At 60.4% G+C, this 17780-nt stretch carries 19 protein-coding genes; 13 read left to right on the forward strand and 6 right to left on the reverse strand.

Going from position 1 to position 17780, the window contains the following annotated elements; translation table 11 throughout:
• Positions 1 to 19 precede the first annotated feature (19 nt).
• The 6 genes from pheS (at position 20) to mscL (ending at position 6154) form a co-directional block, all read left to right on the forward strand.
• Positions 20 to 1093 carry a phenylalanine--tRNA ligase subunit alpha gene (gene pheS, locus ACNQ62_RS14460; protein WP_037954562.1) on the forward strand — a complete coding sequence of 358 codons (1074 nt, stop codon included), beginning with the start codon at positions 20 to 22 and terminating at the stop codon, positions 1091 to 1093.
• A complete protein-coding gene (locus ACNQ62_RS14465; RefSeq protein ID WP_418095135.1) occupies positions 1094 to 1624 on the forward strand; it encodes a hypothetical protein in 531 nt (176 codons plus the stop codon).
• A 186-nt stretch (positions 1625 to 1810) separates the two neighbouring features.
• Positions 1811 to 2614, forward strand: coding sequence for an alpha/beta hydrolase family esterase (locus ACNQ62_RS14470; protein WP_418095136.1), 804 nt, complete (start codon positions 1811 to 1813; stop codon positions 2612 to 2614).
• A gap of 83 nt (positions 2615 to 2697) precedes the next feature.
• Positions 2698 to 5097, forward strand: a complete 2400-nt coding sequence (pheT, locus tag ACNQ62_RS14475; RefSeq protein WP_418095137.1) for a phenylalanine--tRNA ligase subunit beta — start codon at positions 2698 to 2700, stop codon at positions 5095 to 5097.
• 16 nt (positions 5098 to 5113) lie between these two features.
• Positions 5114 to 5563 carry a YtoQ family protein gene (locus tag ACNQ62_RS14480; protein ID WP_243251119.1) on the forward strand — a complete coding sequence of 150 codons (450 nt, stop codon included), beginning with the start codon at positions 5114 to 5116 and terminating at the stop codon, positions 5561 to 5563.
• 159 nt (positions 5564 to 5722) lie between these two features.
• Entirely contained in the window at positions 5723 to 6154 is a 432-nt protein-coding gene (gene mscL, locus ACNQ62_RS14485; RefSeq protein WP_005851224.1) for a large conductance mechanosensitive channel protein MscL, read from the forward strand.
• Positions 6155 to 6226: 72 nt separating this feature from the next.
• Here mscL and ald read toward each other — a convergent pair whose 3' ends face one another.
• Positions 6227 to 7345 carry an alanine dehydrogenase gene (gene ald / locus ACNQ62_RS14490; protein WP_418095138.1) on the reverse strand — a complete coding sequence of 373 codons (1119 nt, stop codon included), beginning with the start codon at positions 7343 to 7345 and terminating at the stop codon, positions 6227 to 6229.
• A 141-nt stretch (positions 7346 to 7486) separates the two neighbouring features.
• Here ald and ACNQ62_RS14495 point away from each other — a divergent pair, with 141 nt between their 5' ends.
• On the forward strand, positions 7487 to 7948 hold the full coding sequence (locus ACNQ62_RS14495) for an Lrp/AsnC family transcriptional regulator (protein ID WP_005851227.1): 462 nt from the start codon (positions 7487 to 7489) through the stop codon (positions 7946 to 7948).
• On the opposite strand, the gene trhA is transcribed toward ACNQ62_RS14495, so the two are convergent.
• Positions 7945 to 8595 (reverse strand): PAQR family membrane homeostasis protein TrhA, encoded by a 651-nt coding sequence (gene trhA / locus ACNQ62_RS14500; protein ID WP_009825931.1) that lies wholly within the window; start codon positions 8593 to 8595, stop codon positions 7945 to 7947. The genes ACNQ62_RS14495 and trhA overlap by 4 nt on opposite strands.
• Positions 8596 to 8750: 155 nt before the next feature.
• Complete coding sequence (rpsU, locus tag ACNQ62_RS14505; protein WP_005851231.1) at positions 8751 to 8957, reverse strand: 30S ribosomal protein S21; 207 nt, start codon at positions 8955 to 8957, stop codon at positions 8751 to 8753.
• Positions 8958 to 9072: 115 nt separating this feature from the next.
• Between rpsU and ACNQ62_RS14510 the strand changes: the two genes are divergently transcribed.
• From ACNQ62_RS14510 to ACNQ62_RS14525, 4 genes are all read left to right on the forward strand, one after another.
• Positions 9073 to 9771: a COQ9 family protein gene (locus ACNQ62_RS14510; RefSeq protein WP_418095139.1), complete on the forward strand. Its 699-nt coding sequence runs from the start codon at positions 9073 to 9075 to the stop codon at positions 9769 to 9771.
• Positions 9772 to 9855: 84 nt separating this feature from the next.
• Complete coding sequence (locus tag ACNQ62_RS14515) at positions 9856 to 10581, forward strand: energy-coupling factor ABC transporter ATP-binding protein (protein WP_418095300.1); 726 nt, start codon at positions 9856 to 9858, stop codon at positions 10579 to 10581.
• Positions 10556 to 11152, forward strand: a complete 597-nt coding sequence (locus ACNQ62_RS14520) for an energy-coupling factor transporter transmembrane component T family protein (protein ID WP_037943106.1) — start codon at positions 10556 to 10558, stop codon at positions 11150 to 11152. The genes ACNQ62_RS14515 and ACNQ62_RS14520 overlap by 26 nt, the downstream gene beginning before the upstream one ends.
• Before the next feature lie 101 nt (positions 11153 to 11253).
• The gene (locus ACNQ62_RS14525) at positions 11254 to 12246 is read left to right on the forward strand and encodes an NAD(P)H-quinone oxidoreductase (RefSeq protein ID WP_278374858.1); all 993 of its coding nucleotides are present in this window, start codon (positions 11254 to 11256) and stop codon (positions 12244 to 12246) included.
• A gap of 67 nt (positions 12247 to 12313) precedes the next feature.
• On the opposite strand, the gene ACNQ62_RS14530 is transcribed toward ACNQ62_RS14525, so the two are convergent.
• Together ACNQ62_RS14530 and ACNQ62_RS14535 are read right to left on the reverse strand one after the other, a co-directional pair.
• Positions 12314 to 14866, reverse strand: coding sequence for an ATP-binding protein (locus ACNQ62_RS14530; protein ID WP_418095140.1), 2553 nt, complete (start codon positions 14864 to 14866; stop codon positions 12314 to 12316).
• A gap of 18 nt (positions 14867 to 14884) precedes the next feature.
• On the reverse strand, positions 14885 to 15364 hold the full coding sequence (locus ACNQ62_RS14535; protein WP_306285419.1) for a molybdopterin-dependent oxidoreductase: 480 nt from the start codon (positions 15362 to 15364) through the stop codon (positions 14885 to 14887).
• A 213-nt stretch (positions 15365 to 15577) separates the two neighbouring features.
• On the opposite strand from ACNQ62_RS14535, the gene ACNQ62_RS14540 reads away from it, so the two are divergent.
• On the forward strand, positions 15578 to 16198 hold the full coding sequence (locus ACNQ62_RS14540; protein WP_064216337.1) for a response regulator: 621 nt from the start codon (positions 15578 to 15580) through the stop codon (positions 16196 to 16198).
• Here ACNQ62_RS14540 and ACNQ62_RS14545 read toward each other — a convergent pair.
• Positions 16191 to 16835 carry a ribonuclease T2 family protein gene (locus ACNQ62_RS14545; RefSeq protein WP_418095141.1) on the reverse strand — a complete coding sequence of 215 codons (645 nt, stop codon included), beginning with the start codon at positions 16833 to 16835 and terminating at the stop codon, positions 16191 to 16193. The two genes, ACNQ62_RS14540 and ACNQ62_RS14545, sit on opposite strands and share 8 nt — an antisense overlap.
• Positions 16836 to 16963: 128 nt before the next feature.
• On the opposite strand from ACNQ62_RS14545, the gene ACNQ62_RS14550 reads away from it, so the two are divergent.
• A complete protein-coding gene (locus ACNQ62_RS14550) occupies positions 16964 to 17725 on the forward strand; it encodes a DUF1013 domain-containing protein (RefSeq protein WP_009825939.1) in 762 nt (253 codons plus the stop codon).
• Positions 17726 to 17780 lie beyond the last annotated feature (55 nt).

The following is a 17780-nucleotide window of genomic DNA, read 5'->3' on the forward strand; positions in this document are numbered from 1 at the left end:
CAAAAGACATGAGGCCGATATGGACGACCTGAAAGCGAAATATCTGGGCCAGATCGCTGGTGCCGCCGACGAAGCCGCGTTGGAGGACATCCGTCTGGCCGCCGTGGGTAAAAAGGGCGAAGTCGCCCTGAAGATGCGCGAGCTGGGCCGTATGACGCCCGAAGAACGCCAGACAGTCGGCCCCGCGCTGAACGCGCTCAAGGACGAGATCAACTCCGCCATTGCCGCGAAGAAAGCAGCACTTGGGGATGCGGCCCTTGATGAGCGTCTGCGCAGCGAATGGCTGGACGTGACACTGCCCACGCGGGCGACGCGTCAGGGCACGATCCACCCTGTCAGCCAAGTGACCGAGGAAGTGACCGCGATCTTCGCCGAGCTGGGGTTTTCAGTCGCCGAAGGGCCGCGCATCGACACCGATTGGTATAACTTCGACGCGCTGAACATCCCCGGCCACCACCCCGCACGCGCCGAGATGGACACGTTCTATATGGCCCGTGCCGAGGGCGACGACCGTCCGCCCCACGTGCTGCGCACCCACACCAGCCCCGTGCAGATCCGCACGATGGAGGCCGAAGGCGCGCCCCTGCGCATCATCTGCCCCGGTGGCGTCTACCGTGCCGACTATGACCAGACCCACACGCCGATGTTCCATCAGGTCGAAGGACTGGCGATCGACAAAGACATCTCTATGGCGAACCTGAAATGGACGCTGGAGGAATTCTTTAGCGCGTTCTTCGAGGTCGAGGGCATCAAGACCCGCTTCCGCGCCTCGCACTTCCCCTTCACCGAGCCTTCGGCAGAGGTTGATATCCAGTGTTCCTGGGTCGACGGGCAGCTGCGCATCGGCGAAGGCGACGGCTGGATGGAGGTGCTGGGCTCCGGCATGGTCCACCCGAAGGTGCTGCAAGCGGGCGGGATCGACCCGAACGAATGGCAGGGCTTTGCCTTTGGCATGGGCATCGACCGCATCGCGATGCTGAAATACGGCATTCCTGATCTGCGGGCGTTCTTTGATTCAGACCTGCGCTGGTTGCGGCATTACGGGTTTGCAAGCTTGGATCAGCCGACGCTGCATGGTGGTTTGAGCCGATAGATGTGGTGGACGTTGGCAGCGGCATTGGTTGCGGCAGGAACTGCTTTACTAATCGCCTTTGTTGCATACCCTTATCAAAAGAAGAAAGACCGGAAGCTCAAAGAGCATAGTGAAAAGCTAGCTGCATATCAGCGCTTTGTTTTTGCTGTCACCTCCCACCACTCTTTGCTTGCAAGTAGTCTATATGAAGAAGAAGACCGCGGAATAATTGCGGCTTATCCAAACGTGGTTGCTGCGAGTTACGAAGTAATTTTTTATGGACCTCCGGGTGTTATCTCCGCATGTCAGAAATACCTCGAAACCTTGTTGGAATACCAAAACTACGTGTTGGGTGCGCTGGGGTCTGAAAAACACGCTCGTGCTAGCAAAGAGCATCCAAAAGGTCGCGAAGCGTTTATACCGTCACAACGAGCTAGAAGACTCGCCATTCTGGCTATCCGAAAGGATATTACTGATGAAACTGAAGAGGCGGCTCAAGTTGCAATAAATGCTTTTTTCACGATGACGCCCGTGGAAGAGGAAACAGCATAAAACGCTACGGATCTTACTCAGGGTAAGTTTGAAGGCTGACGCTGACTTAATAGAAGTGGTTATGCATAGCTATCGACGCCCTTAGATCAATTAAGGCAAAGCTTTAATGGTTCCAATTGTGCAATTCATCCCGGCTTTTCGGACTTCAGAAATCGATAACCTTAAAGTTTGCTGTAGGGTACGCCTGTGAAATACCTCTCACCTCTGCTCTGTCTGTGTCTGCTCCTTACCGCTCCCGCCACCGCCCAAACCCTCCCGCCCTGCGGCGGGGATACCGTCTGCGAAATAGGTGACCGCAGCTACAACATCCTGATGCCCGACGATTGGGACGGCGTGACGCCCCTGCCTGTCATGATGCATTTTCACGCTTTCCTGCGGCGCGGGCGCACGGTGATCCACCATCCGCGTATCGGGTCCGAGACAAAGCCCCGTGGTGTGATGCTTGTGGCCCCGTCGGCGCAGCATCGGGCGTGGCGGTTCTGGCAGGATGACCCTGCGGATATCGCCTTTGCTGACGCGGTGCTGGCGGATGTGGCGAAACGCTATCCGGTGGATCAAAGCCAGATCTATATCTCGGGGTTCAGCTTTGGCGCAGCGATGGCGTGGCGTTATGCCTGCGCGCGCGGCGACCGGATCGCGGGGCTGATGACCATGTCGGGCACGATCAAACAGTCCAGCACCTGCGCCAACCCGCCGCGTCAGGTCCGCCATGTGCATGGGCTCAACGACCTGTGGATGAGCCTGCCGCGCGGGCCTGAGCATGACACCACCAATGTCGTCGCCCTGTGGCGCAAGGCGTTCCGCTGCGGCAAGGGCCGGCTGGACGGCGCGCTGACCCTCGCCCCGGGGGTAGAGTTCGCGCATTTCGCTTGGGACAATTGCGCCGGCGACCGCAGTGTGACGCTGGACATCCATACCGGCGGACATTTCATCCCGACCGGATGGCTTGGCTACCAGCTGGACGGGTTGATGCCCAAAACACCGGGCTAGGCGCAAAACGCAGCCGCACCGCATTGAAACCGCGCCGATTAAACGCTACGCCCTAGCGCAAGCATTGCATGAGGATCACCGCCATGAAATTCACACTGTCCTGGCTGAAGGAACATCTCGACACCACCGCGTCGATCGATGAAATCACCTATGCGCTGACCGATCTGGGGCTCGAGGTCGAAGGCGTCGAAGACCGTGGCGCGAAGCTGGCGGATTTTACGCTGGGCTATGTGCAATCGGCAGAAAAGCACCCCGACGCGGATCGTTTGCAGATCTGTCAGGTGGATACCGACGAAGGCGTGCAGCAGATCATCTGCGGTGCCCCGAACGCGCGTCAGGGCATCACCGTGGTTGTGGCAAAGCCGGGCGTCTATGTGCCGGGCATCGATACCACCATTGGCGTTGGCAAGATCCGTGGCGTCGAAAGCTTTGGCATGATGGCGTCAGAGCGCGAGCTTGAGCTGTCCGAGGAACATGACGGTATCATCGAGCTGCCCTCGGGCAATGTCGGCGACCGTTTCATCGACTGGCTGGCGGAAAACGACCCCGCCAAGGTCGACCCCGTGATCGAGATCGCGATCACCCCCAACCGACCCGATGCCTTGGGTGTGCGCGGGATTGCGCGTGATCTGGCAGCCCGTGGTCTGGGCACGCTGAAACAGCGCGATGTGCCCGCGGTCGAGGGGCAGTTCCCGTGTCCGATCTCTGTTTCGATCGACGAAGACTCGCTGGACCAATGTCCGGTTTTCTACGGTCGTGTGATCCGCGGCGTCAAAAATGGCCCGTCGCCGGCATGGTTGCAGGACAAGCTGCGCGCCATTGGCCTGCGCCCGATCTCGTTCCTCGTCGATGTGACGAACTTCTTCACCTATGACCGCAACCGTCCTTTGCACGTGTTCGACGCGGATAAGGTCGCGGGTAACAGCCTGCGCATCCACCGCGCCAAGGGCGGCGAGACCCTGATGGGACTGGACGACAAGGAATATACCTTCAGCGAAGGCATGACCCTGATTTCGGACGCCGAAAAGGTCGAAAGCATTGCGGGTGTGATGGGCGGCGCGGAAAGCGGCTGTTCCATGGACACGGTGAATGTCTTTGTCGAAGCGGCCTATTTCGATCCGGTGCGCACCGCCTACACGGGCCGCGCGCTCAAGATCAACTCGGACGCGCGCTATCGCTTTGAACGGGGGATCGACCCCGAATGGACGCCTTATGCCATCGAACATGCGACCCAGATGATCCTGGACATCGCAGGCGGTGAGGCGTCTGAAGTTGTCGTTGCGGGCAAGGTGCCGGACTATTCTCGCGCCTACAAGCTGGACGCGGCACGCGTGCAGTCGTTGGTGGGGATGACCATCTCGGAAAGCGAGCAGCGCAAGACGCTGACGGCGCTTGGCTTCCGTCTGGAAGGCGACATGGCGCATGTCCCAAGCTGGCGCCCCGATGTGCAGGGCGAAGCCGATCTGGTCGAGGAAGTCGCGCGGATTGCGTCACTCACCAAGCTTGAAGGGCGCCCCTTGCCGCGCCTGACGACCGGCGTGCCCAAGCCCGTCCTGTCGCCGATGCAGCGCCGCGAGGCCATCGCGCGCCGCGCCTGCGCCGCATTGGGCTACAACGAATGCGTGTCCTACAGCTTTATCGATCAGGCGTCTGCCGCGCTGTTTGGTGGCGGCACCGATGACACCCGTCTGGAAAACCCGATCAGCAATGACATGAGCCATATGCGCCCCTCGCTGCTGCCCGCCTTGCTGCAGGCCGCGGCCCGCAATCAGGCGCGGGGCTTCCCTGACATGGCGCTGTTCGAGGTCGGCCCCGTCTTCACCGGCGGCGAGCCCGGCGATCAGCATCTGCAGATCAGCGGTCTGCTGACCGGCAGCACCGGCCCCAAAGATGTGCATGGCGCATCCCGTCCGGTCGATGTGTTCGACGTCAAGGCGGATATCGAGGCGGTCTTGTCCGCCATCGGTGCCCCCGCCAAGGTGCAGATCAACCGCAATGGCGCTGACTGGTTCCACCCCGGGCGTCACGGGCAGATCTGCCTTGGCCCGAAAAAAGTGCTTGGCGTCTTTGGCGAAATTCATCCGCGGGTGCTGGCGGCACTGGATGTGAAAGGGCCCGCGATGGGCTTCACCATCTGGCCAGCCGAGGTGCCCTTGCCGCGCAAGTCCGGTGCCACACGTCCCGCGCTGAACACCAGCGCTTTGCAAGCGGTGGAACGTGACTTTGCCTTTGTGGTGGATGCCGATGTTGACGCGCTGACCTTGGTCAATGCGGCGATGGGGGCGGACAAGGCCCTGATTGACGATGTGCGCGTCTTTGATGAATTCATCGGCGGTGCCTTGGGCGAGGGGAAAAAATCGCTCGCCCTCACGGTACGGATGCAGCCAAGCGACAAGACACTGAAAGACGCGGATATCGAGGCGGTTGGCGCCAAGGTCATCGATAAGGTGACCAAAGCCAGCGGCGGCGTGCTGCGCGGCTAAAGCGAACGGAGGCGGTATGACACTGCATGTATATCTCTCGGGTGAAATCCACACCGACTGGCGCGATCAGATCATCGATGGCGCGGCGGGGTTGGATGTTGTGTTCACCGGCCCTGTCACCGACCACGCGGCCAGCGACGACTGCGGTGTGGCGATTCTGGGGGGCGAGGAAAACAAGTTCTGGCACGACCGCAAGGGCGCACAGCTGAACGCGATCCGCACCCGCAAGGGCATCGAAGAGGCGGATGTCGTGGTCGTGCGTTTTGGCGATCAGTACAAACAGTGGAACGCGGCTTTTGATGCGGGCTATGCGGCGGCTCTGGGGAAATCTCTGGTGATCCTGCATGGGGACGACCACGCGCACGCGCTGAAAGAGGTCGACGCCGCAGCTTTGGCTGTCGCCCAAGAGCCCGCGCAGGTCGTGCAAATCCTGCGCTATGTGCTGACGGGCTCCCTGCCAGAGTAAGCACGCTTTGCACCGGATTGCGCGGTTTTCGCCTCTGTAAGGGGGAAAACCGTGCTTATCCGACAAAAACCCATCGTTATTTGGAAAACTTGTGCTAACGCATGCGCAGTATGTCGTGCGACGTAGCAGACACGGCTTTCAATCATACGAGGGACAGACATGATTCAAGAATTCAAGGATTTCATTGCCAAGGGCAATGTTATGGACCTGGCAGTCGGTATCATTATCGGCGCGGCCTTTACGGCTATTGTGACCTCGCTGGTCAGCGATCTGATCAACCCTGTGATCGGTCTGGTCCTTGGCGGCGTTGATTTCACCAGCATGTATGTGGTGCTGTCTGGGGATGTGCCTGCGGGTACCGGTCTGGACGCGGCGCGCGAAACCGGCGCGGCGATCTTTGCCTATGGCGCGTTCATCACGGCCTGCATCAACTTCCTGATCATCGCTTTTGTGGTGTTCATGCTGGTCAAATCCGTTAACCGGCTGAAGTCGCTGGCCGAACGCCCCGATGATGTCGCCCCCGAAGTGGCGACTGGCCCCAGCCAGTTGGACGTGCTGCTGCAAATTCGCGATGAGCTTGCCAAGAAATAAGCGTTTTAACGCCGTGAAACGAAAAGGCCCGCAGGTGCACTGCGGGCCTTTTGCGTGGTGCGTAGGGGGTGATTAACCGGCGATGGCCTGATCGGCGGTGATCGCCTCCATCCCGAGCGCTTCGGCCACGGCGGCGTAGGTCAGCTGACCTGCGTGCACGTTCAGACCTGCCTTGAGGTGGGGATCGTCGGCGCAGGCTTGCTTCCAGCCTTTATCCGCCAGTGCCAGCATGAACGGCATCGTGGCGTTGCCAAGCGCAATCGTCGATGTCCGCGCCACGGCACCGGGCATGTTGGCAACGCAGTAGTGCATGATGCCGTCCACGTCGTATACGGGGTCTTGGTGGGTGGTCGCTTTCGAGGTTTCAAAGCAGCCACCTTGGTCAATCGCCACGTCCACCAGCGCCGCGCCGGGCTTGAGCTCGGACAGTTGCGCGCGGCTGATCAGCTTGGGGGCGGCGGCCCCGGGGATCAGGACGGCGCCGATGATCATATCAGCCTCGCGCGCCAGTTCGATCGTATTGCCCGCCGAGGCGTAAGAGGTGTTGAACACGCCGCCATAGATGTCATCCAGATAGCGCAGACGGGGCAGGGACCGGTCAAGCACGGTGACATCCGCGCCCATACCAGCGGCAATCCGTGCGGCGTGGGTGCCGACAACACCGCCGCCGATCACGACCACACGCGCCGGACCAACGCCGGGGACGCCGCCCATCAGCACGCCGCGCCCGCCGTTGGCTTTTTGCAGCGTCCATGCGCCCACCTGCGGGGCCAGACGACCGGCGACTTCGGACATTGGCGCAAGCAGCGGCAAGCCACCATTGCGGTCGGTGACGGTTTCATAGGCGATACAAGTCGCACCGGAGGCGAGAAGATCCTTGGTCTGTTCGGGGTCGGGGGCGAGGTGCAGATAGGTGAACAGGATCTGCCCTTCGCGCAGCATCTTGCGTTCAGCCGCTTGGGGTTCTTTGACCTTGACGATCATGTCGGCGCTCTCGAAGACCTCTTGCGCGGTGGCAAGGATCGTCGCGCCTGCGTCGGTATAGGCGGCGTCATCAAAACCAGCGCCGATGCCGGCACCTGCTTCGATAACAACCTCATGTCCCTTGTTCACCGCCTCGTAAGCGGCATTCGGGGTCATGCCGACGCGGAATTCCTGTGGCTTGATTTCTTTGGGGCAACCGATTTTCATGAGTTCATCCTATTGAGGGTGCATTTGAATTACGGTACGCCCCTCGATACGCAATTGGGCACGGATTATGGGCCGTTATCCCCCTTGCTCTTCGAATACTCTGCTGCATATTGGTCATTTCACGCGAAAGTATTGCGCCACATGAGTCTAGACGACATCGATCGCCGCATCCTTACTGCCCTGCAACGCAACGGGCGGATGTCGAACTCTGACCTGTCGGAAAAGGTACATCTGTCGCCGTCGGCCTGTCACCGGCGCGTGCAGCGGTTGGAAGCCGAAGGGTATATCCGCGATTATGTCGCCCTGCTGAACCCGCGCAAGATGGGCGTCCCCACGACGGTGTTTGTCGAGATCACCCTACAAGGCCAAGCGGACGAGGTGCTGGACGCCTTTGAGAAGGCGGTCGCGCGTATTCCCGATGTGCTGGAATGTCACCTGATGGCGGGGGCCGCGGATTACCTGCTTAAGGTCGTGGCCGAAAATACCGAGGATTTCGCCCGCATCCATCGCCAGCATTTGGCGCGGTTGCCCGGTGTGGGGCAGATGCAATCCAGCTTTGCGCTGCGCACGGTGTGCAACACCACAGCGCTGCCAGTCGGTTAAATCGCGGAGGGAAACAGCGCCATCCAGATGCCCGCGAACATCGCGATGCCGCCGATATTGACCCAAGCGTGCCACGTCGCATAGCGAAAGCGCATGGCGCGGCGCACATAAAAGCCGACGCCGATCACATAGGCAAATGCCCCGCCGATGATGCACCAGAGTGTTGCCAGCGGCACCCCTGTCAGGTCCGGCAGCGCGCAAAGGCCAATGGCACCCAGCCCCAGATAGGATGCGGTGGACCACTTGCCCTGAACCTGCGGGTCGGTGATTTTTTTGTACATCGCCACCAGCGCCAGCCCCCATGACACACAAAGCAGCGTGATCGTCCATGTCGTGCCGGCCTGCACGAAGAACGGCGTAAATGTGCCCGCGATGCTGGGGTAGATCGCCGCATGATCAATCCTGCGCATGAGTTTGCGCGCATCATGCCACGGCGCGAAGTGGTAGGCGCAGGATGCAAGGTTTGATGCCAGCGCGCAAAGCACATAGACTACCACCGCGACCGTCACCGCCGTTTGCAGCGATGTGGCCGATTTCATCACCAACGCGCCGCCAGCCCCCAGAATCAGCGCAAGCCCCACAAGGTGGACGATCAGATCAGCCCGCCGGTGGATCGGGGCAACGCTGGGGTAGGTGGGCTGGGTCATAGTCTGTCCTGTCTCTGGCCGCTTTGCGATACGCTCTGCCGTCGGGTCCTGTCTACTGTACCCATGCGTCACCACGTGCGCAGCGGCAGACAAAAGAAAACCCCCGGCACCGAAAGGTAACGGGGGTTCGTATTCTTATGCGTCGCTTGGATGATTTACATCATGCCTTCGCGCTGCAATTTCTTCCGTGCCAGTTTGCGGCTACGGCGGATCGCTTCTGCTTTCTCGCGTGCTTTTTTCTCGGAAGGTTTCTCGAAATGCTGCTTAAGCTTCATTTCACGAAACACACCCTCGCGCTGAAGTTTTTTCTTCAGGGCGCGCAGCGCTTGATCGACGTTGTTATCGCGAACACTAACCTGCATGTGGTTTTCACCACCTTTCTAGTTTGAAGTTGCAAGGATTTGCAGGAACTGGCCATATAGCAACCGAAACCTATATTGTCTAGAGCAAAGCCAATCACCCCTTCAGGAGGCCGCTATGACGAACACGTCCCAGACACCGAAAGAACAGCTGCTGGATGCCGCGCTGATGCATGTCGCGTTTGACGGCTGGTCAGAGGCGACGTTCAAGGCTGCGGTCAGCGATACCGGCATGGACCCGACCGTCGCGCGTGCTGTCTGTCCGCGCGGTGCCGTTGATCTGGCCGTCGCCTATCACAAGCGGGGCGATCAGCAGATGATCAATCGGATGAAGGCCGAAAACATGACCGAGATGAAATTCTCGGCCAAGGTTGCCGCTATGGTCCGCTTCCGTCTTGAAGCCGCCACGGATAAAGAGGCCGTACGTCGTGGGACAACCCTGTTTGCCCTGCCGCAATATGCGCACGAGGGGGCCAAACTGGTCTGGGGGACGGCGGATGCCATATGGGCGGCCTTGGGGGATACGTCCGAAGACGTGAACTGGTACACCAAACGCGCCACGCTGAGCGCGGTCTATTCCTCGACCGTGCTGTTCTGGCTGGGCGACACCAGCGAGGGCCACGCAGAGACATGGGCCTTCCTTGATCGGCGGATCGAGAATGTGATGCAGATCGAAAAGGTCAAGGCGCAGGTGAACAGCAGCCCGACGCTCAGCATGTTGATGGCCGGGCCCAACTGGTTGCTCTCCCATGTAAAAGCCCCCTCGCGCCTGAACCGTAGCGATCTTCCCGGTAGCTGGGGCAGCCCGCGTCCCTAGGCTGGCTTTCCTCGCCAGATCAGACCTGCTAGGTGCTGCGGCGTCCGCATCCGGCGCGGGCGCGGCTTATTGGTACTCACGCATATGCACCCGTTTCTGATCGATCTGGACAAGGTTTCCTACACCCCTGAAGGAACCCCGGTGCTATGTGATGTGACACTGCAGGCATCCGAGCGGCGGATTGGTATTGTCGGGCGGAACGGGTCCGGCAAGACATCTCTGGCACGGGTGCTGGCGGGGCTGGTGGCCCCGTCGTCGGGCAAGCTGCGGATCAACGGGGTGGATGTGGTCAAGGATCGCAAGGCGGCGCTGCGGCAGGTCGGCATCCTGTTCCAGAACCCCGATCACCAGATTATCTTCCCCACGGTGGAAGAAGAGATCAGCTTTGGCCTGACCCAGCTAAAACACACCGCAAAAGAGGCCGCAGAGAGAACGGCGGATATCCTCGCCCGCTTTAACCGCAGCCATTGGGCGAAGGCGGCGATCCATCAGCTATCTCAGGGGCAGCGGCAGCTGGTCTGTCTGATGTCGATCCTTGCCATGCAGCCGCGCCTGATCATCCTCGATGAACCTTTTGCGGGGCTTGATATCCCGACGATGATGCATCTCACGCGCGTGCTGCACGCGGTAGAGGCGCATCTGGTGCACATCACCCATGACCCCGCGCATCTGGCGACCTATGACCGGATGATCTGGATCGATCAGGGGCAGATCATGCAGGACGGCGCGGTGCCTCAGGTGACCCAAGCCTTTGTGGCACAGATGCAACAGATCGGGGAAAGCGATGATTTCACTCACCTCCCCGGTTGAGACCCGCGCCCACGGTTGGCCCGCGGGAGCAAAGCTGGCAGCGCTTTGCGTGGCGACGATGGGGCTGTTCAGCCTGACCCACCCCGCGCTGCAGGCGGCGGCGCTGGCGGTGACCCTGTTGCTTTATGCGCTGCCGGGGTGGCGGTTTTTCAAGGTGGGGCTGGCGCGCTTGCGGGTGCTGCTGCCCTTCGTTGTGCTGATCATGGTCTGGCATATCGTGACCCATGACATCATGGCGGGTGCGACCGTGACGTTGCGGATGATGACAGCGGTGGCGCTGGCGAATCTGGTGACCATGACGACCAAGCTGGCACAGATGGTGGCTGTGGTGACATGGCTGACAACGCCGCTGCGCCGCCTTGGTATCCAGACCCGCGCAATCGAACTGGGCATCGCCCTCGTCATCCGCTTTACCCCCGTTCTGGCGCAAAAGGGCCAGTTGCTGGCGCAGTCATGGCGCGCGCGCTCCACCAAGCGGGTCGGCTGGCGGATGATCATCCCGTTTACCGTGCTGGCGATTGACGACGCCGAACATGTGGCCGAGGCCCTGCGTGCCCGTGGCGGGCTTTGACGTGAGCCCCTCCGCGACCTGACGCCTGTCAGTTCGCATTGTGTGTGCCGAAAACCGTGCCTATGGTGCGGCAACACTGATTTACGGAGGAGACGTAGTCGATGACAGAAACCATGCGCGCGATAGAGATCACCAAGGCCGGCGGACCCGAAGTGCTGCAACCCACCGACCGCCCCATGCCGCAGCCGGCTCACGGGCAAGTGGTGATCAAAGTGGCCTATGCCGGTGTGAACCGCCCCGATGCGCTGCAACGTGCGGGCATGTATGCGCCGCCCCCCACTGCCAGCGATCTGCCCGGGCTTGAAGCCTCGGGCGTGGTGTCCGCCGTGGGCGAGGGCGTCAGCGGTCTGGCTGTCGGTGACAAGGTCTGCGCGCTGCTGCCCGGTGGCGGCTATGCGGAATATGTCGCGACGCCTGCGGCCCATTGTCTGCCGGTGCCCAAGGGCATGGACATGAAGCAAGCCGCCTGCTTGCCCGAGACATTCTTCACCGTCTGGTCCAATGTGTTCATGCGCGGTGGCCTGAAAGCGGGCGAACGGTTCTTGGTGCATGGCGGGTCGTCGGGCATCGGAACGACAGCGATCCAGCTGGCGCGCGAATTCGGCGCACGGGTTTTTGCCACGGCAGGGACCGACAGCAAATGCGACGCCTGCGCCAAACTCGGGGCCGAGGCCGCGATCAACTACCGTGACTCGGATTTCGTTGATGTGCTGAAAGCCGAGGGCGGGGCAGACCTGATCCTTGATATGGTCGGCGGCGACTACATCCCGCGCAACCTGCAAGCGCTGGCCGAAGACGGCCGTCTTGTGCAGATCGCCTTCCTCAGCGGGCCCAAGGTAGAGGTGAACTTTGCCACGCTGATGACACGCCGTCTGACGATGACCGGCAGCACCCTGCGTCCGCAAAGCGATCTGGCCAAGGCTAAGATCGCCGAAGAGCTGCGCGAGAAGGTCTGGCCACTGCTGGACGCGGGCAAGATCGCACCGGTGATGGACAGCGAATACGCGTTCGAGGACGCGAGCGAGGCGCACGCCCGCATGGAGACAAGCGGCCATATCGGCAAGATCGTGTTGAAGGTCGACGCCAACGCCTAAGCGGCTGGCAATAATTTGAGGCAAGGGGCGCTCTGATATCAGGGTGCCCTTTGTCGTTCAGGGGGCGCTACGCCGACAGGCGCGCCTCCCACGCATCAAGGGTTTCGGCCCATGCCGCGGGCACTTTGGCGACCTGATCACGGGCTTTATCCACGTCGCCCTGTTTGCAGTCCTGTTCGATGGTGGCAAGCAGCGCGTGCATACGCTCTGCGCCGAACATGCCGCACAACCCGGCAAGGTCGTGGGTCTTGCGTTGCAGATCGTCGCGGTCCTCGGCAGAGGCTAGGGGCGGCAATTGCCCCTCTACACGTTGGCGCAGATTGCCAATGCGATCGGCAAGCTTTTCAGGACCAAGTAGTTCGAACAATTCGTTCACCTGATTGGCGTTCAACACCGGATGCTGCGGCTCGGCGTGCATCGCTTCAGCCGCATCAGAGGCACCCTCAGCGGCGGGCATCACAAGCTCGCTTAGCGCGGTTTTCAGACGGCGCGTGTTGATGGGTTTTTGCAGAAAGCCGGTCATCCCGCCCGCGGTAAAGGCCGCGCGTTCGTTGGGCAGGGCGTGGGCGGTCACGGCCATGATCGGGGTATCGGCATTGGGCCCGCCCCCTTGAAGGATCACCTGCGTGGCCTGTAGCCCGCTCATCCCCGGCATCGAAATATCCATCAGGATCGCGTCAAACCTCTGTTCGGCCGCACGATCGATGCCTTCGGGGCCGCTGCTGGCAAGGGTGACCTCGTGACCCAGACGGCCCAGCATTGCCTTAAGCAGATCGCGGTTGATCTCGTTATCGTCGACGACCAGCAAGTTCATCGCGGGGGTGTCTTCGGTATCAAGCTGCGGTTGGGCGACGGGCTGCGGGGCTTCTGTCTGCACGAAGTCTGCTGGCAGTCGCACGATAAACCGCGCGCCTTTGCCAACCTCGGAGACGCAGGTGATCGTGCCGCCCAGACGGTGCACCAGCCGCCGCACGATGCCCAGCCCCAGACCGGTGCCCCCTGTGCGCCGCTCGTAGCGGCTGTCGAGCGATACGTAATCCTCGAAAATCCGCTTGAGGTCATCGGGCGGGATACCGGGGCCATTGTCTGCCACTTCGATATGCAGCATCGGCGCATTGTCCGTTTCCATGTCATAGGTCGCGCTGAGCACAATATCGTCGTCGGGGCTGAATTTGATCGCGTTGCTGATGAGGTTGACCAGAATCTGCTGCACCGCGCGCGGGTCTGTCAGGATGGGTGTGTCGGTCAGCCCGTCCTGATCCAGATGCAGGCGCGTGTCCGATGTCTTGGCCAGTGGCGTCATGGTGTTGACCATGCCGGCGGTCAGCGCGACCATATCACTGGCTTGCAACTCGTTGTCGTTGGTTTCGGCCTCACTGCGTTCGATGGCTAGCACGTCGTCGATATGGCCCAGCAGGATGTCACCGGATTTCAGTGCGGCTTCGACGTATTTGCGCTGTTCGGCGTCCAGCTTGTCGTCATGCAGCAAGTGGATGGCGGAGAGGATGCCGTTCAGCGGCGTGCGCATCTCGTGACTCATCATCGCGAAGAAACGCGATTTTTCCTGATAGGCATCCAGTGCCTCGTCGCGGGCGCGGATGATCTCTTGCTCTTTTTGCAGTTTGTCGGTGATGTCGCGGATATAGGTGACGAAAACCGGCGCGTCGTTTGACCGCGCCAGCGACACCGAAAGTTCGACAGGGAAGATGCGGCCGGTGCCGTCGATCATCTCTGTCTCGTGACGGCCGGTTTCGGCCAGCCGCGTTTTGCCGGTTTCGTTGAAATGGGCGAGGTTGTCCCGTTGGCGATGGCGCAGTTTAGGGGGGACCAGCAGTTCGATGTAGCTGCGTCCAAGCGCATGATCGCGCGAGATGCTAAAGACCTCTTCGGCAGAGCCGTTGAAATCGATAATCTCGCCATCTACCGACAGCACCATCACCGCATCAAGCGAGGCGCGTAGCATGGTTTCAAGCTGCGAGTGGTTGCGTTCGACCTCGCGCGAGGCACGGTTGAGCGTGATCGTCTGGCGCGACAGCCGGAGGATCGCCCCCAGTAGCGCAATGGTCACGGTCACCACAATCACCAGCAAGATCTCGATCAGCTGCGCGATCTCTTTGCGCTCGGCCTCCGCCGCTTTGGCGGCAAAGGAGATGGAGGCAAGCCCGATGTTGCGCGGCATATCCTCGACCGTGTCCAGCGCATCCGACAGGGCGGGCACACCTGCGGCGAGCCCCTCATCGCTGCCGTCGATCAGGGGGATCTGTGTGTCCAGAACCGCTTGTATCTTCTGGATTTCGCGGGTCAGGTCGCCGCTTTGCTGTACGCGTTCGGCGACTTCGGTGCGGCTGTAGAAGATGTCGAACCGTTTGCGCAGGTTCGCCAGATCGTTTTCATCACCGGACCGTGCCTGTTCAACGGCACCATCCAGTTTGAGAAAGTCGATTTCAAGCTGTGAGAACACCCATTCGGCATGATCCTGCTGCGCGCTGCCAAGGGCGCGCACGCGGTCCCAGACGTTGAACGCCAGGTAGCCGGCAAGCAGGATGCCGACCATCAGCGCCAGGGCAAGAACGTATCTTACCCTGTTCCGCTGTGGGCCGCGCTGCATCAAATCGGCCATGGTGAACATGCCTTGCGGTTACTTGATCGCCAGCCGGTTCAACTGCCAGATAGAACGGCTATAGATCGTCTCTGTCTGGTACTTTACGTCGCTGTCATAGGGATAGACAATCCATAGCGGACCTTTCCCGCGGCGCGACATCTCTTTGTCGTTGTTGGCATAGGCGATGATCGGCCCGTCGGACACCGCATCCTCCATCGGGATTTCGACCGCATAGTCGTTGATTGCGGTTGCTTCGATCGTACCTTCGGACACGTCCAGCGTGTCCATCAGATCCTTGAGCGATACGCCCTGAAAGGTCTGCGCGCCTTCGGTCCAGATGGTTTCGGTCTCGAAGCTGGACGAGGGCAGTTCTTTCAGCTGCTCCATCGTATAGGTGTGTTCCATGTCGCCTGCCGTGACGGTCAGAACGGCGTCTTCTTGTGCACTCACAGCAGTGGCCAATGCGGCACCGCACAGTGCGGCGGTGATTGTCTTGGTGAAAGCTTGAAACGTCATAACTCGGTATCCTTCCCCTGTGTTTGTACATCAACCTTAGGTTAACGCCGTTTGGAGAGCGACTGAGATTAAGGGTATTCTTACTATACGAAGGTATAGCCGTCAAAAATTCGACACAGTTATCCTATCCTCATGTGTGCTATTATTCGCCCATAAGTTGGTCTACGACTACTTAAGCAGCATTGAGGTGGTGGCGAGGGAAGGAAAGAACTTATGGCATTACGGATACTGATTGCGGACGACCACGATATGGTCCGCGAAACGATTGCAATGTTTCTGGACGCCGATGGCGAGACAGAGACGGTTGCAGCAAGCGACCTGCCCGAAGCGATGGCCAAGATAGAGGCAGAAGGGCCGTTTGATCTGGTGCTGCTCGACTATACGATGCCCGGCATGAAGGGGCTTGAGGCGCTGCCTAAGGTCATGAAAGCCAACGAGGAAAAGCCTGTCGGTCTGATTTCGGGCACGGCAACGCGGTTGATCGCGGAACAGGCGCTGGCCATGGGCGCGATCGGTTTCCTGCCCAAGACGCTGCCTGCGAAATCACTGGTCAACGCGGTCCGCTTTATGGCCGCGGGCGAGATTTACGCGCCCGTCAACTTTATGTCTGGCAAGGACGATCCCGAAGAAACCGATTTTGAAAAGGCCCTGTCAGAGCGGGAGCGTCAGGTTCTGCGCGGCTTGATGGAGGCGAAATCGAACAAGGAAATCGCCCGCGACCTAGAGTTGCAAGAGGTCACGATCAAGCTGCACGTCAAAACGCTGTGCCGCAAGCTGGACGCCCGCAACCGCACCGACGCCGCAATGATCGCACGTAGTGCCGGGTTTATCTGATCGGGGTAAACAGCGCGTCATCCAGCGTGCAATCCTTGATCACGTCGCGCCCGCAAGGCACCGGCTCCAGCGTTTTTGACAGGCATAGACGCACTTCTTGAATGTAGCCGCTTTTGCAGGTGACGGTAACGCCATCGGCCTCCATCGTCGGGTTTGCTTTCAGGAACGCTTCCTCCACCACCGAGGCGGGCAGGCGGATGTCGCCCGTGATCTTGCGAAAGACCGCGGGGAGGGTCACGGCATCATAGGCCTGACGCGACAGATCGAAATATCCGGTGGCAGACAGGCCGGTACAACTGCCGTGTTTCTTCCATTGATGCCACGCCAGACCGGGCGTTCCCATAATGTCAGCCATGGCGGCGGTCATGCCACGGGTGGGGGGGCGTTCGGCGGTGCGGCAGTAGGAGGGGAACCCCCGATGCAGCTGCGGCCAAAGCCCGTGCATGATCCAGCCGTGATCGTGGCGCGCGTCGCATTGCGCGGAATCGCGCGCATCGCCTTCCAGCGCGCACCAGTTGGGCGACCAGCTGAGCGCCAGCACGTAATAGTCAAATCCCCCCGCAATTTCGCCCTTGGCCGCCGCGGGGCGGGGCATCGGGGCCAGCAACAGACACAGGCACAGGATCAGCAATCGCATTGGGGTCTTTCCTTATTTTGCCGGTCCGAGTATAAGGCGTTCAAGTTCCCCCACAATGGAAACCGTTCTGCCCCGCAGGACAGCCTATTTCAGGCGACGGGGAAAGTGCGTTTTAAGGAGAGACCGACATGGCAAAACCGATTATGGCCCGCGCCACTGCCGTATGGCTGGTGGACAACACAACCTTGAGCTTCAAACAGATCGCGGATTTCGTGGAAATGCACGAGCTTGAAGTGCAGGGCATCGCGGATGGCGACGTGGCGCAAGGCGTGAAGGGCTTTGACCCGATTGCCAACAACCAGCTGACCGAAGAAGAGATCGAAAAAGGGCAGGCGAACCCGCTGCACAAGCTCAAGCTCAAGTTCAACGCGTCTGCCCAAGGCGAAGAGAAACGTCGCGGCCCGCGCTATACGCCGCTGTCCAAACGTCAGGACCGCCCCGCGTCGATCTACTGGCTGGTCAAGTTCCACCCCGAACTCTCCGACGGTCAGGTCAGCAAGCTGGTCGGCACTACCAAGCCAACCATTCAGGCGATCCGCGAGCGGACGCACTGGAACATTGCGAACATCCAACCGATCGATCCCGTGGCTTTGGGGCTGTGCAAACAGTCCGAACTGGACGCTGCCGTCCAGAAAGCCGCTGCCAAGAAAGCCGCCGAAGGTGGTTTGATGACCGATGACGAACGCCGCCGTTTGGTCAGCACCGAACAATCGCTTGGCATGGATACGGAACCGAAGATGCCGACCTCTATCGAAGGTCTGGAAACGTTCACCCTGTCCGGCAACCCTGCGGATGACGAAGAAAAAGACCACGGCGACTATTCTGACGCCGACAGTTTCTTCAAGCTGCCCGAGGGCGGTTCCGACGCGGATGAAGACGACGACAAGTAATTCGGTTCCGCCCATCTGGCGGCTTCGGAACAAATCCGCTTAACCTTGTGTTGAG

The organism is Sulfitobacter sp. SBS6, from assembly GCF_048285585.1.
Classification (GTDB): domain Bacteria; phylum Pseudomonadota; class Alphaproteobacteria; order Rhodobacterales; family Rhodobacteraceae; genus Sulfitobacter; species Sulfitobacter pontiacus.